8 protein-coding genes are annotated in these 14,382 nt (G+C 70.6%); 6 read left to right on the top strand and 2 right to left on the bottom strand.

The features are described from left to right. Positions 1 to 67 precede the first annotated feature (67 nt). Positions 68 to 1,258: a mannonate dehydratase gene (gene uxuA / locus AUL32_RS21870; RefSeq protein WP_061978970.1), complete on the bottom strand. Its 1,191-nt coding sequence runs from the start codon at positions 1,256 to 1,258 to the stop codon at positions 68 to 70. A 139-nt stretch (positions 1,259 to 1,397) separates the two neighbouring features. Between uxuA and AUL32_RS21865 the strand changes: the two genes are divergently transcribed. Beyond that, positions 1,398 to 2,129, top strand: coding sequence for a FadR/GntR family transcriptional regulator (locus tag AUL32_RS21865; RefSeq protein ID WP_062119892.1), 732 nt, complete (start codon positions 1,398 to 1,400; stop codon positions 2,127 to 2,129). Between the two features lie 12 nt (positions 2,130 to 2,141). After that, positions 2,142 to 2,924, top strand: a complete 783-nt coding sequence (locus AUL32_RS21860; RefSeq protein WP_062119889.1) for an SDR family NAD(P)-dependent oxidoreductase — start codon at positions 2,142 to 2,144, stop codon at positions 2,922 to 2,924. A 7-nt stretch (positions 2,925 to 2,931) separates the two neighbouring features. Here AUL32_RS21860 and AUL32_RS21855 read toward each other — a convergent pair whose 3' ends face one another. Beyond that, positions 2,932 to 3,885: an NAD(P)H-binding protein gene (locus AUL32_RS21855; protein WP_062119886.1), complete on the bottom strand. Its 954-nt coding sequence runs from the start codon at positions 3,883 to 3,885 to the stop codon at positions 2,932 to 2,934. 90 nt (positions 3,886 to 3,975) lie between these two features. Here AUL32_RS21855 and AUL32_RS21850 point away from each other — a divergent pair, with 90 nt between their 5' ends. From AUL32_RS21850 to pbpC, 4 genes are all read left to right on the top strand, one after another. After that, entirely contained in the window at positions 3,976 to 4,875 is a 900-nt protein-coding gene (locus AUL32_RS21850; RefSeq protein WP_082659985.1) for a LysR family transcriptional regulator, read from the top strand. 177 nt (positions 4,876 to 5,052) lie between these two features. Then, a complete protein-coding gene (locus tag AUL32_RS21845; RefSeq protein WP_062119883.1) occupies positions 5,053 to 6,522 on the top strand; it encodes an MDR family MFS transporter in 1,470 nt (489 codons plus the stop codon). Between the two features lie 125 nt (positions 6,523 to 6,647). Continuing rightward, positions 6,648 to 12,197: an alpha-2-macroglobulin family protein gene (locus AUL32_RS21840; protein WP_062119881.1), complete on the top strand. Its 5,550-nt coding sequence runs from the start codon at positions 6,648 to 6,650 to the stop codon at positions 12,195 to 12,197. Beyond that, entirely contained in the window at positions 12,194 to 14,314 is a 2,121-nt protein-coding gene (gene pbpC, locus AUL32_RS21835; RefSeq protein ID WP_244498014.1) for a penicillin-binding protein 1C, read from the top strand. Before AUL32_RS21840 ends, pbpC begins: the two co-directional genes overlap by 4 nt. Positions 14,315 to 14,382: the final 68 nt, after the last annotated feature.

Here is a 14,382-nt window from a genome sequence, read left to right as displayed (position 1 = left end):
AAGGCCCAAGCGTCGCGCAGGCCGCCAGCGGCAGCCTGCGCGATCGTTGCGATCCGAGGTTCAGGCCTCAGGCCCTCAAGCGGCGCTCCACGGCCACGCCCTGCATGACGCCGCGAATTTCGGCGAGGCCGCGCAGGCGGCCTATCAGGGAGTAGCCGGGGTTGATGCGGTCCTTGGCGAGATCGTCGGCCATGAGATGGCCGTGGTCCGGGCGGAACGGAATCTGCCAATCGGCCCGGCCTTCCGCCTCGCGCCGCGCCTGCTCCTCCAGAAGCGCCACGATCACCGCCGGCATGTCGGCCGTGCCGCCGAGATGGTCGGACTCGTGGAAGGAGCCGTCCGGCTCCAGCGTCACGTTGCGCAGATGGGCGAAGTGGATGCGCGGCCCGAACTCGCGCACCATGGCGGGCAGGTCGTTGTCGGCGCGCGTGCCGTAGGAGCCGGTGCAGAAGGTGAGCCCGTTCGCCGGGCTGTCGGCCGCCGCCAGGATGCGCCGGGCGTCGTCCGAGGTCGAGACGATCCGCTGAAGGCCGAAGAGCGGGAAGGCGGGATCGTCGGGATGAATGCAGAGACGCAAGCCCAGCTCCTCCGCCACCGGAACGATGGCGCGCAGGAAATAGGCGAGATTGTCGTGCAGCTCGTCGCGGCCGAGGCCGGCATAGTCGCCGAGCGCCTGAAGGAACAGCTTGCGGTCGTATTGCCGTTCGCTGGCGGGCAGGCCGGCGATCAGATTGTGCTCTATGAGGGCGGCCTTCTCCTCGCTCATCTCGGCCTTGCGGGCCTTGGCAAGCGCGATCGTCTGCTCGCTGTAGTCGCCCTCGGCATGGGGCCGCTGGATGACGAAAAGGTCGTAGGCCGCGAAATCCACCGCGTCGAAGCGCAAAGCCAGCGCGCCGGAGGGCATGGGGTGGCGAAGCTCGGTGCGAGTCCAGTCGAGAACGGGCATGAAATTGTAGCAGATCGTCTGGATGCCGCAGGCCGCCAGCGCCTTCAGCGTGTCCTTGTACCAGCCGATATAGCGGTCGCGCTCGCCCGAGCCGAGCTTGATGGAATTGTGGACCGGGATGCTCTCGACCACCGCCCATTCCAGCCCGCCGGCCTCGATCAGGCTTTTGCGCTCGCGGATGGCCTGTTCCGGCCAGGCCGTGCCGTCGTAGATCTGATGCAGCGCCGTGACGATGCCGGTGGCGCCCGCTTGGCGGATATGGGCGAGCGGAACCGGATCGTTCGGCCCGTACCAGCGGAAGCATTCCTTCATCGGGTTCATGGGCAGGCACCCTTTCGTGCTCGATTTGGTTGGACCAGATGCGGGAAGATTGCCGCCGTTAGCGCACGGAATCAATCCACCAATGCAGGAATGATTGAATTTGGTCCAACCAACGGCTAGTCTTCCCCGCATGAAAGAGGTCGCGAATCCGAAAGCACAGGCGGAGGCAGGGTCCGGGTCGGTGGTGAACCGGTTGGTGGACGAGATCCGCGAGCTGTTGGCGGTGCGCGGCCTTCGCGCTGGCGATCCGTTCCCCACCGAGCGCGAACTCTGCGAGATCCTGGGCGCCTCGCGCAACACGGTTCGCGAAGCGCTGGTGATCCTTCGCGCCTTCGGACTGATCGAGACCCGGCCGAAAAGCGGCGCGATCGTCTCCGATGGGCATGCGGCGGCGGTGGAGCGGCTGTTCTCCTTCCACCAGGGCGTCTCGGCCGAAGGGTTCCGCGACGTTCAAGGCTTTCGCCGCATTCTGGAGACCGGCGTCGGCGACCACATCATCCTCCACGCCTCCGAGGCCGATCTCGACCATCTCCAAGCCGTCAACGATCGCATCCTCGGCGCCGGCGGCGTCGCGGAACTGGCGCGGGCGGACTACGAGTTCCACGAGGCGCTGATCGCGCTGTCGGGCAACGGCACGGCGCGCGCCACGTTTCGAATGCTGAGGCCGGCGATCGAAAACCTCATGCGCGTCGGCAAGGAGGCGCGCATCGTCGAGGTCGACACGCATGCGGCGCATCTCGAAATCGTGGCGGCCCTGCGCGAGCGCGACCGGGTCGCCTATGCCTATCTGATCGGGCGCCATCTCAGCTACGGCTTGCGCTTCATCGCCGCGAGCGAGCAGACGCAAACGCAAACCAACTGAACGAGGACAGTCATGGATTTCGCCGGCAAGGTCGCGCTCGTCACGGGAAGCTCGGGCATCGGGGCAGCAGTGGCGGTGAGGCTTGCCTCGGGCGGGGCGAGCGTCCTCGTCTGCGGCATCGACCCCGCCGCCAACGCGGCGCTCGACCGGCTGGCGAGCGAGCGGGGCCTCGCCCTGCGCACCCGCCGGACCGACGTGTCGGACGAGGCGGAGGTCGAGGCGGCGGTGGCCGAATGCGCGGAGCTTGGTAGTGGAATCGACATCGTGGTCAACTCCGCCGCCGTCCATCCCTATGGCACGGTGGTGACCACGGCGGCGGCCGACTGGGCGCGCTGCATGGCGGTGAATGTCGGCTCGATCTATCTCACGGGACGCTTCGCCATTCCGCATATGGTCCGGCGCGGCGGCGGCGCGATCGTCAACGTCTCCTCCGTGCAGGGCCACAACTGCCAGCCCAACGTCGCGGCCTATGTCGCGACCAAGGGCGCGATCCACGCGCTGACGCGGGCCATGGCGCTGGACCATGCGGGCGAGAAGGTGCGCGTCAATTCGGTCTCGCCCGGCTCGGTGCGCACGCCGATCCTCTCGCTCGCCGCCCGCACCTATGGCGGCGAGGGCGTTTCGGAGGAGGAGGCCTTCGCCCGCTTCGGCGCGGCCCATCCGCTGGGACGCATCGGCGAGCCGGAGGAGGTCGCCGAACTGATCGCCTATCTCGCCTCCGACAAGGCGGGCTTCGTCACGGGTGCCGATTTCCTGATCGACGGCGGGCTGCACGCCGGGCTGGCGGTTCGCTAGGGACAGGTCACGCCCGCATGTCCTGAAGGGCGGCCGCGACCGCCGTGTCGAGCGGCGTGTGCGGCTCCTCGCCGAGCAGCGCCAGGAGGCGGGCGTTGTCGAGCCGGACGGGATGGCGCCAGAAGGCGCTGACCTCCACCACCTCGCGCGGGAAGCCGCCGAACGGCGCGAGAAGCCGCATCAGCCACCAGGGAAACCGCTTGACGGGAAGGTCGGGTCGACCCGCCGCGCGGCGGATCGCCGAAACCATCCCGCTGCCGTCGCCATCCCAGACGCCGCCGAACTGCACGCGCTCGGCCGGAGCCAGCGCCCCCGCCGGCAGGTCCATCAGCCGCACCATCGCTTCCGCCAGATCGGGCAGATAGGCCCAGCCATGGCCGACACCGGCGCGGCCGGGCGAGACGATGCGCTCCAGCGGTGGCTTGGCCAGGGCCTGGGCGAACCAGGTCTGCTGGGCGCCGGGGCCGAAGAAGTCTCCCGCCCGCACGACGAGGCTCGGCACGTCGGGCGCAGCATCGGCGAGGCGCCGTTCCATCTCGGTGCGGATGCGCCCCTTTCGCCCTTTGGACTGCTGCGGGGTCCGCTCGTCCACCACGGGCGTCGACGCCGCGTCGTAATTGTAGATCGTGCCGGGAAGCACGATGCGGGCACCGCCCGCCGCACGGGCGGCGGCGATCGTGTTGTCGATCATCGGCAGCACCAGCTGCGACCAGTTCCGGTAGCCCGGCGGGTTCACGGCGTGGACGATCGCCGCGACTCCGGCGGCCGCGCCGACGACATCTCCGCGCACCATCGCATCGCCCCGAACCCACTCGGGCGCGGGCGAGCCTTGCCAGTCGCGCGCCGCCTTGGCGGGATCGCGCACCAGCGCGCGCACCGTCCAGCCGCGCTTCAAGGCTTCGCGCGCCAGAGCGCCGCCGATGCCGCCCGTTGCGCCGAGAACGAGAATTGTCTTGCTCATGGGTCCGTCTCCTGTTGCTGAGACGAAATTTAAGGCCGCAAGAGCCAGTGAGGAATTGACGAGAAGCGACAGGCCGTTCATCGAAAAACGATGAGCCAATCCGAACCCGGCTGGGACGACCAGCGCGCCTTTCTCGCCGTGGTGGACACGGGCAGCCTTTCGGCGGCCGCCCGCGCGCTGGGTCTCACCCAGCCGACGGTTCGGCGGCGCGTGGAGGATCTCGAACGGGCGATCGGCCAACCGCTTTTCGCGCGGGGCGTGAACGGCCTTGCGCCGACCGAGCACGCGCGGGCGCTGGCCGAGCATGTCCGGCGCATGGGTTTCGCCTCGCAAGCCTTCGGCCGGGCCGCGTCGGAGAAGACGGGTTCGGTCGCCGGGTCGGTGCGCCTCAGCGTTCCCGATTTCGTCGGCGTCGAGGTGCTGCCGCCCATGCTGGGCAAGCTGTGCGAGCGCCACCCCGATCTCGACGTCGAACTGGTTCTGAGCAACGCCTCGGCCGACCTTCTGCATCAGGAAGCCGATATCGCCGTGCGCATGCATCCGCCCCGGCAAGACGCGCTGGTGATGCGCCATGTCGGGCGCATCCCGGTCGGGTTCTTCGCCGCGCCGGCCTATGTCGAGGCGCGGGGCCTGCCGCAGAGCATGAAGGATCTGGAGGGGCACCGGCTGATCGGCCCCGATCGCTCGCCGGCTGAACTTGCGGTGGTGGACGCCCTTTTGACCCGCGAGGGCGTAGCGGCCCGCTTCGCGCTCCGCACCGACAACCACCCCGCGCAACTCGCCGCCGTCCGCGCCGGCCTCGGCATCGGCGTCGCCCAGGTTCCGATCGGCCAGCGCGATCTCGTCCGAGTGCTGCCGGATGTCGTGGTCTACGAGCTCGACACCTGGATCGTGGCGCACGAGGACCTCAGGCGAAGCGCCCGCATCGACGCCGTGTTCACCCATCTCGTTGCGGCCTTCGGCGCCTATTGTGCGGGATCGAGGGTGTAGGCGCCTGCCGTCTCGGCCCCTGCGAAGGCGCGTCGCGGCTGCTGACTTCACCCTTTCGCGAGAACGTGAAGCGGATTAGTTTGCGTGCCTGACGATCCCCGCCGACCGATCCTGTCGCCGGCCCGGGTCCTGTTCTCCTGCGCCGCTTTTCGCGCCCCGTCGATCGGTTGATCCTGCATGAATGCCGACTCCACCCTCCGCCGCCGGCCCCTGATCCTGGCGGCCGTGATGGCCTCCATGGCCATGATCGCGATCGAGGCGACCATCGTCTCCACCGCGATGCCCCAGATCGCCGGGCAGCTCGGCGATCTCCAGCTCTATGCCTGGGTCTTCTCGTCCTTTCTCCTGACGCAGACCGCCACGACGGTGGTCTTCGGCAAGCTGGCCGACACGTTCGGCCGCAAGCCGGTGCTGCTTTTCGGCATCGTGGTGTTTCTGATCGGCTCCATCCTCTGCGGCTTTGCCTGGTCGATGACGAGCCTGATCGCCTTCCGCTTCGTTCAGGGGCTGGGCGCGGGCGCCATCCAGCCCGTCGGCCTCACCGTGATCGGCGATCTCTACACGATGGAGGAGCGCGCCAAGATCCAGGGCTTTCTCGCCAGCGTCTGGGGCGTGTCCTCCGTGGTCGGCCCCTTTGCCGGCGGGGTGATCGTGGAGCATCTCAGCTGGGCCTGGGTGTTCTGGATCAACCTGCCGATCGGCCTTCTCGCCTTCGCCGGCTTCACCATGTTCCTGAAGGAGGACGTGGCGCGCGAGCGCCGCACGGTGGACGGCCTGGGAGCCGGGCTCTTCGCCGTCGCCGTCGCCGCGCTCATGGTCGCCTTGACCGAGGCTGGCACGCGGGACTGGTCGGTGGCGGGGGGCGCCTGCCTCGTCTTCGCGCTTTCCTCCGTGCTCTTCTTCGCGCAGGAGCGGCGCGCCGCCGACCCGATGATGGACATGGCGCTCTGGTCGCGCCGCTCGATCCTGACCGTCAACGCCGCGACGCTGTTCAGCGGCATGTCGGTGATCGGCCTCACCACCTTTCTGCCCATGTATGTGCAGGGCGTGCTCGGCCAGTCCGCGCTGGTAGCGGGCTTCACGCTGACGGCCATGGTTCTGGGCTGGCCGATCGGCGCGACGCTGGCGGCGCGCAACTTCACGCGCTTCGGCCTGCGGCCGACGCTGCTCTTCGGCGCCCTCCTCCTGCCCATCGGGGCCCTCGCCTTCCTGATCCTGCAGCCGGGCATGTCGCCCGCCGTGCCGGCGCTGGGCTCGGTTGTGATGGGGCTCGGCATGGGCTTTCTCAACACGGCGGCGATCGTGATGATCCAGGGCAGCGTCGGTTGGAGCGAACGGGGCGCGGCCACCGCCTCCAACGTCTTCGCCCGCAATCTCGGCTCGACGCTGGGCGCCAGCGCGCTGGGCGCCGTGTTCAGCCTGTCGCTGCTAGGCGGGACGGGGCCTGCCGGCGGCTTCGAGGAAATCCGGCGCCTGCTCGGCGAGACCGGGGCTCTCGCCGCCGACGGAGCCGCGCGTCTGGCGCTCGGCGCCTCGCTGCATCTCACCTTCTGGGGCGTGTTCCTGATCGCCGCCGCGACGCTCGCCCTGGCGCTTCTCGTGCCCCGGCCGGTCGCGGCCGAGGCGCGGGTGGCGGTGGAAGCCTGAGAGGGCGGCGCGGACCGCCGTCGTCCGCGCTGCGCAATCACCTGATAGATCCTTAAACCGGCGCTTGTGGGGAGAGCGGCTCTTCCTCTAGATTCCGGCGCAGGGGACAGGCGGGGGAGAGGGCGATGGCACGGCGCGAAAACCGATTCGCGGGTCTTTTGCTCGCGGGGCTTATGGCTCTCGCGCCGGGAGCCTTCTCCCTGACGGGTGCAGCGCTGGCGCAGGAGGGCGAGCGGACGATCGTCCCCGCGCCGAACGCCGACTATTACGGGCACGACTACGACATCCTGAAGGATGCCGATCAGAATCTCTGCGAGACGGCCTGCCTCGCCGACAATCAATGCCGCGCCTTCACCTTCAACACCGCCAAGGGTTGGTGCTTCCTGAAGGCCGAGGCGGGCGAGTTGCGCGCGGCCTCCGGCGTCGTGTCGGGCCGCATCAGCACCGCCGGAGCGGCCAAGGCCAGCGGCGACGAAGCGCTGCGCGAGCGAATGGCGGAGCTTGCCTTCCTGCCCAAGACCCGCCTCGACGAGGCCCGCCAGTTTCGCTTGGGCCTTGCCGAAGAGGAGCGCGACGCCGCCGTTCCGGCGGGCGAGGCCCTGTGGAAGGCGGCGGACGCGGCGCTGGGGCAGCGGGATTTCGGCGCGGCGATCCCGCTGTATCGCGAGGCGCTGCGGCGCGACCCCGAGTCCGGCCGCGCCTGGCTCGGCCTCGCCCTGTCCGCTTTGTCCTTCACCTCCGACGATGCGCAGGCGCTGGACGAAAACACCGCCCTGCGCGCGCCGGCCGCGATCAACGCCTATCTCTCGGCCAAGGACATCAGGTCCAAGGCGGCGGCGCTGGATTTCCTGGCTCAGTCCATGGCGGCGGCCGAGGAATGGAAGGACGCCATCCGCACCTGGCGCGCGAGCCTGGCGATCGAGGAGCGGCCCGACGCGCGCAAGCGGCTGGACGCCGCCGTCGCCGAACACGGGTTCCGCATCGTCGACAACAGCGTCGACAACAACGCGGCGCGCCCGCGCATCTGCCTGAACTTCTCCGAGCCGCTGAGCTCCGCCGTCACCGCGTCCGAGACCGCCGGCGACTTCCTGTCGGTGGAGGGCGGCGACTCGCTTCCCGTCAGCGCCAGCGGATCGCAGATCTGCGTCGACGGCGTGCGCCATGGCGCGCGCTACCGACTGGTGGTGCGCAAGGGCGTTCCGGCCGCGAGCGGCGAGACGCTGTCGAAATCGGCCGATGTCTCGGTCTATGTGCGGGATCGCGACCCCTCGGTGCGCCTGTCCGGCAATGCCTATGTCCTGCCAGCGGGCGGCGATGCCACCATGCCTGTTACCACCGTCAACACCGACGTCGTGGAGGCGCGCCTGCTTCGCATCGGCGACCGGTCGCTGGCGCGCACGATGGGCGACAGTCGCTTTCTCGGCCAGATGGGTTCCTACGAGTTCGACGCCGTGACGCAGAGCGACGGCGAAGCTTTGTGGAAGGGCTTCGTGGACGTGAAGCGCGTCGCCAATGAGGAGGTGGTGACGGCCATCCCGGTCGCCGCCCTCCTCAAGGAGCGCCGGCCCGGCGTCTATGTTCTGGCGGCCAAGGCCGCCAACGCCCGCAGCGACGAGGAAACGCTGGCGACGCAATGGTTCGTCGTCACCGATATCGGTCTCACCAGCTTTGCCGGCGAGGACGGGTTCCACGTTTTCGCCCGCTCGCTTGCCACCGCCGAGCCGCTCCCCGGGGCCAAGCTCGAGCTGGTGGCGGTCAACAACGAGATTCTCGGCACGGCGGAGACGGATGCCAGCGGCCATGCCCGCTTCGCGCCGGGCCTTCTCAAAGGCACGGGCGGAGACCGGCCCGCCGTGCTGATGGCCGCCAAGCCGGGCGACGATCCGCAAGGCGGCGACTTCTCCTTCCTCGACATGACGGCGGCGCCGTTCGACCTGACCGATCGCGGCGTCGAGGGGCGCGAGCCCGCGCGCGCGATGGACGTGTTCCTGACCACCGAGCGCGGCATCTACCGCGCCGGGGATACGGTGCATCTGACCGCCCTGGTGCGCGACGCCGGAGGAGAGGCGGTGGACGATCTCGACCTCACCGGCATTCTCACCCGGCCGGACGGGGTGGAGGATCGGCGCTTGGCCCTCAAGGCCAATCAGGCCGGCGGTCTCGCCGCCGATCTCGCGCTTCCCGCCGGCGCCATGCGCGGGCTCTGGACGGTCGCCCTCTTCACCGACCCCAAGCAGCCCGCGCTCGCCCGCACCAGCCTTCGCGTCGAGGATTTCGAGCCGGAAAAGATCGACTTCGACCTCGCGCTTCCCGAAGCGCCGATCGACCCCGCCGCGCCACCGTCGATCGATCTGGCCGTGCGCTACCTCTTCGGCGCGCCGGCGGCGGGCTTGGGCGTATCCGGCGAAACGGTGCTGAGCGCCGTAGACGGGCTCGACCGCTATCCCGGCGTGCAGTTCGGCCTTGCGGACGACAAGCCCACCGCCGTTCGCCTGCCCTTCGAGGCCGAGCCGACCGGCGAGGACGGTGCCGCTAAGGTCTCGCTGGAGCCCTTCGAGGCGCCGGCCACCACCAAGCCGATGAGCGCCACCGTGCAGGTGCGCGTCACCGACGCCGGCGGGCGCCCGGTGGAGCGCACGGCGACGCGCCCCTTGGCCGGCACGAAGCCGCGCATCGGCCTGCGCCCGCTCTTCGACGGCGCGCTCGGTCAGGGCGGCGAGGGCGGGTTCGAGATCATCGCGGTCGGCCCCGACGGCGCGCGGATCGATCTCAAGGCCGCGCAATGGGTGCTGAACCATATCTCGACGGACTATACGTGGTATTCCTCCAACGGGCGCTGGAACTACGAGCCGGTGCGCCGTGTCGCGCGGGTCAGCAGCGGTGCGCTCGACCTGACGGCCGATGCGCCGGCCAAGCTTTCGCTCCCCGTCGACTGGGGCAGCTACGAGCTGGTGCTGACCGATCCCGCCGGGGCGGCGCTGCCCGCGAGCATCGCCTTTTCCGCCGGCTGGACCGTCTCCGCGCGCGCATTGGAAACGCCGGACATCTTGAAAATTGCGCTCGACAAGCCGCGCTACAGCATCGGCGACAAGGCCGTGGTGCATATCGAGCCGCGCTTTGCCGGCAAGGCGCAGGTGCTGGTGATGGACGAGCGCGTCGTCGCCGTGACCACCGCCGACATTCCGCTGGGCGGCGGCGACGTGACGCTGGACGTAACGCGCGACTGGGGGCCGGGGGCCTATGTCGCGGCGGTGCTCTACCGGCCGATGGACATTGCCGCCAAGCAGATGCCCGGCCGTGCGCTGGGGCTGGCCCATGCGAGCGTGGAGCCCGGCGAGCGGGCGCTCGACGTGTCGATCGACGCGCCCGAGCGCATCGCGCCGCGAGGCCCGGTGGGGATCGATCTCCAGCTTGCCGGCGTGAAGCCGGGGGAGAGCGCCTTCGTCACGCTCGCCGCCGTCGATGCCGGCATTCTCAACGTCACCGGCTTTGCGCCGCCTTCGCCCAAGACCCATTATTTCGGCCAGCGCCGGCTCGGTGTCGAGATCCGCGATCTCTACAGCCGGTTGATCGACCGGATGCAGGGCGCGCCGGGCTCGGTGCGCTCGGGCGGCGACGCGGGGGCGAGCGGCGTTTCCCTGCCGCCGATGGACCAGCTCGTGGCGCTGTTTTCCGGCGTCGTTCCCGTGGGGGCGGACGGGCGGGCGCATGTCACGCTGGACGTGCCCGATTTCAACGGCACGCTGAAGCTGATGGCGATCGCCTGGTCGAAGACCGGCGTCGGCGAGGCCTCTGCCGATCTTCTGGTGCGCGATCCCATCGTGGCGCAGGTCAGCCGGCCGCTGTTCCTCAGCCCCGGCGACAGCTCGCGCATCGCGATCGACCTCAACCATGTCGAAGGGCCGGCGGGCCGGGTGCATCTGGCGCTCGCCGGCGGCGAGGGCGCCCTGCGCATCGCGGCCAACGCCTCGGCCGATCTCGACCTGACGGAGGGCGGCCGCGCGCGGCTGCTCGTACCGGTGGAGGCGATCGGGCCGGGCGAGGGGGCGCTCGAACTCGCCCTGACGACACCGGACGGGACGGTGCTGCACAAGAGCTTCGCGCTGCCCGTGCGCTCCATCCAGCCGCGCACCGTGCGCAAGAGCCGCTTCGAGATCGTCGCCGGCGGCCAGCTGACGCTCGGCTCCGATCTCTTGACGGAGTTCCAGCCCGGCACGGCGCGCGCGACGCTGGCCGTCACGCCGCTTGGCGGGTTCGATCTGGCGGGCGTCGTCGCCGCGCTCGACACCTATCCCTATGGCTGCACGGAACAGCTCACCAGTCGCGCCCTGCCGCTTCTTTATCTCGACGAGACGGTGCTGGCGGCCGGGCTTGCCGCGCGGCCGGATGAAGCGCGCGCTGGCGAGACGAAGACGGTGCGCGAGCGCGTTGACGGCGCGATCAAGAGCGTGCTCGCCAACCAGGATTCCAGCGGCGCCTTCGGCCTCTGGGCGCCGGGCAGCGGCGATCTCTGGCTCGACGCCTATGTCACGGACTTCCTCACCCGCGCGCGGGAGGCGGGCTACGACGTGCCGGCGGAGGGCTTCACGCTGGCGCTCGACAATCTTCGCAACCAGCTCGCCTACCTTCCGGACCAACCGGACTGGAGCAAGGCGGCCTATGCCTATTACGTGCTGGCCCGCAACGGGCGCGCCGCGATCGGCGACCTGCGCTACACCGCCGACAACGAGGCCGCTAACTTCAAGACGCCGCTCTCGCAGGCGCAGCTGGCCGGCGCGCTCGCCCTCTATGGCGACCGGGTGCGCGCCGAGGCGCTGTTCCGAACGGCGGTGACGCAGGCCGCGGGCGGAGCGGGCGATGCGCCAAGCCGCAGCGACTATGGTACCGCGCTGCGCGACGGCGCGGCCGTCACGACGCTGGCGCTCGAAACCGGCGTCGACGGGCTCGATCTCGCGCCGCTGGCGCGCAAAGTCGGGCAGGAGCGCGCGGCCAAGCGCTACACCTCGACGCAGGAAGACGTCTGGTCGCTGCTCGCCGCCCACGCCGCGCTGACCGCCGCACCGCCCAAGCTGACCGTGGACGGGACGCCGCGCGACGGCGTGCTCGCCCGCACGCTGGACGAGGCGGCGCTGGCCCCCGGTCTCGTGATCGGCAACCGGGGCGGGGCGCCGGTCGCCGCCTCGCTGACCATGGCCGGCGTGCCGAGCGTGCCGCTGCCGCCGATGAGCTCAGGCTACGAGATCACCCGCAGCTACTACACGCTGGAAGGCGAGGAGGCCGACCCCGCCAACATCGCGCAAGGCTCGCGTCTGGTGGCGGTGGTCGACGTCTTGCCGGTCGATACGGCCCCGGCGCGGCTGATGATCGATGATCCGCTGCCGGCGGGTTTCGCGATCGACAATCCCGCCATCCTGCGAGGCGGGGACGTGGCGGCGCTGGACTTTCTCGAACTCTCCGGCGAGGCCACCCACACCGAGTTTCGTGCCGAGCGCTTTCTCGCGGCGGTGGACAAGCCGGCCAACGATCTGAAAAGGCTGCGCTTTGCCTATATCGTCCGGGCGCTGTCGCCCGGCGAGTTCGTGCACCCCGCCGCTACGGTGGAGGACATGTACCGGCCGGAGCGGCGCGGCCAGACGGCCGAGGCGCATGTCTCGGTGATCGGCCCGCTGCGGTGAAACCGCCGCGCGCCCTGGCGGGGCGGCGCCGCGCGCTGGCCGCCCTGGCGGCGATGGGGCTGGTGGTTGCCGCTGTGATCGCCGGCCATGCCGCGCTGGAGCGCGCGGTGGAGGCCCGCGTCGCGGCGCTGCGCGAGCCCGAAACGAGCCGGGTGGTGGAGGCGCGCGACGGCGAGATCCTGCGCGCCTTCGCGGCGAGCGACGGGCGCTGGCGGTTGGAGGCGGAGGTCGGCGACGTCGATCCGCGCTTTCTCGCCATGCTTTCCGCCTGGGAGGACAAGCGCTTCGAGACCCATGGCGGCATCGACGCGCAAGCGCTCGCCCGCGCGCTCTGGCAATCGGTTCGGCACGGGCGGGCCGTGTCCGGCGGATCGACGCTGACCATGCAGGTGGCGCGGCTCCTCCAGCGCCTGCCGACCCGCAGCGTGGCCGCCAAGGGCGAGCAGTTCCTGGGCGCGCTGGCGCTGGAGCGGGCGCGCACCAAGCCGGAAATCCTCTCGCTTTATCTGCGCCTCGCGCCCTATGGCGGCAATATCGAGGGCGTGCGCGCGGCGAGCCTCGTCTGGTTCGGCCACGAGCCCAAGCGCCTGTCCGCCGGCGAGGCCGCGCTGCTCGTCGCTCTGCCGCAGGCGCCCGAGCGGCTGCGGCCCGACCTCCACCCGAAGCGTGCGCGCGCCGCGCGGGACCGCGTTCTCGCCCGCATGGCCGAGCTCGGTCTTCTCGACGCGGCGGAGGCCGAGCGCGCCCGGCGCGAGCCGATCCCCACCCGCCGCCTCGACATGCCCCTTCTGGCCGCGCACGCGGCGAGCGAGGCCCGCGCGCGGGCGATCAAACCCGGCGGGGCGCGGGGGCGCCTGCGGCTCACCATCGACGCCGCGCTGCAAAGCCGGATCGAGGCCTATGCGCGTGACAAGATGGCGAGCAGCCCCAAGCCGCAGAGCCTCGCCATTCTCGTCGCCGACCACACGACCGGCGAGATTCTCGCCTCGCTCGGCTCGCCCGATCTCTTCGACGAAGGGCGGCAGGGCTATGTCGATCTCACCAAGGCGCTGCGCTCGCCGGGCTCGACGCTGAAGCCGCTGATCTACGGGCTCGCCTTCGAGCGCGGCGTCGCCCATCCCGAAAGCCTGATCGACGACCGGCCGACGGCGTTTGCCGGCTACACACCGCAGAATTTCGACAGCGAATTCACCGGCGTTCTCACCGTGCGCCGCGCCTTGCAGCTTTCGCGCAACCTGCCGGCGGTGGAGCTTCTGGCCGCCGTCGGCCCCTCGCGGCTGGTGGAGCGAATGCGCCGCGCCGGGGCGGAGCCCGAACTCGGCAGCCGCACCCTGCCGGGCCTCGCCATCGGCCTCGGCGGGCTCGGCATCTCGCTGGAAGACCTCGTGCGGATCTATGCCGGCCTCGCCAATGGCGGCGTTGCGCGCCCGCTGCGCATCGAGGCGGACGCGCCGCCCGGCGGCCCGGCCGCCGCCGGCCGCCGCATCCTGAGCGAGCAGGCGGCGTGGTACGTCACGTCGATCCTCGCCGGCGCGCCGACCACGGCCAAGGGGCCGCCGGGCACGATCGCCTACAAGACCGGCACCTCCTTCGGCTACCGCGACGCCTGGACCGTCGGCTATGACGGGCGCCATGTCGTGGGCGTCTGGCTCGGGCGACCGGACGGGGCGCCGGTGGCGGGGCTCGTGGGCCAGGATTCGGCCGCGCCCGTGATGCGCGATGTGTTTGCGCGCATCGGCCCGCCGGTGCGCCTGCCCGGGCCGCCGCCGGGCATTCTCTCCGCTGCCGGCTCGCGCGCCCTGCCGCCGGCCATGCGGCGGCTTCGCGCCGGTGGCCCGACGGCACTCGCCGACGCGCCCGAGATCGTCTTTCCGCCGAGGGACGCGCGCGTGGAGCTCGGGCTCGGGCCGGACGCCCCTGCCAGCGGTGCGAGCGATCTCAGCCTCAAGGTGCGCAACGGCAAGCCGCCCTTCGCCTGGTATGTCGACGGGCATCTGGCGCTGCGCGGTCTTTACGAGCGCCAAGCGGCCTGGCGCCCGAGCGAACCGGGCTTCGTGGAGATTTCGGTGGTCGATTCCACCGGCGCCGCCGCCTCGACACGGGTGTTTCTCCAGTGAGAATTGGGTATGTCCATACCCGCCATCGTTGCGGCAAATTGTCCGCTCGGGCGAATCACGGTGTTGAA

Source organism: Aureimonas sp. AU40 (genome assembly GCF_001463785.1).
GTDB lineage: Bacteria > Pseudomonadota > Alphaproteobacteria > Rhizobiales > Rhizobiaceae > Aureimonas.
The sequence above is the reverse complement of the archived record's forward strand: the minus strand, read 5'-3'. Positions and strand labels throughout refer to the sequence as shown.

Bases quoted from the DNA above. Each gene is read 5' to 3' on its own strand.
- uxuA (WP_061978970.1), bottom strand. From the start codon at position 1,258: ATGAAGGAATGCTTCCGCTGGTACGGGCCGAACGATCCGGTTCCGCTC.
- AUL32_RS21865 (WP_062119892.1), top strand. From the start codon at position 1,398: ATGAAAGAGGTCGCGAATCCGAAAGCACAGGCGGAGGCAGGGTCCGGG.
- AUL32_RS21860 (WP_062119889.1), top strand. From the start codon at position 2,142: ATGGATTTCGCCGGCAAGGTCGCGCTCGTCACGGGAAGCTCGGGCATC.
- AUL32_RS21855 (WP_062119886.1), bottom strand. From the start codon at position 3,885: ATGAGCAAGACAATTCTCGTTCTCGGCGCAACGGGCGGCATCGGCGGC.
- AUL32_RS21850 (WP_082659985.1), top strand. From the start codon at position 3,976: ATGAGCCAATCCGAACCCGGCTGGGACGACCAGCGCGCCTTTCTCGCC.
- AUL32_RS21845 (WP_062119883.1), top strand. From the start codon at position 5,053: ATGAATGCCGACTCCACCCTCCGCCGCCGGCCCCTGATCCTGGCGGCC.
- AUL32_RS21840 (WP_062119881.1), top strand. From the start codon at position 6,648: ATGGCACGGCGCGAAAACCGATTCGCGGGTCTTTTGCTCGCGGGGCTT.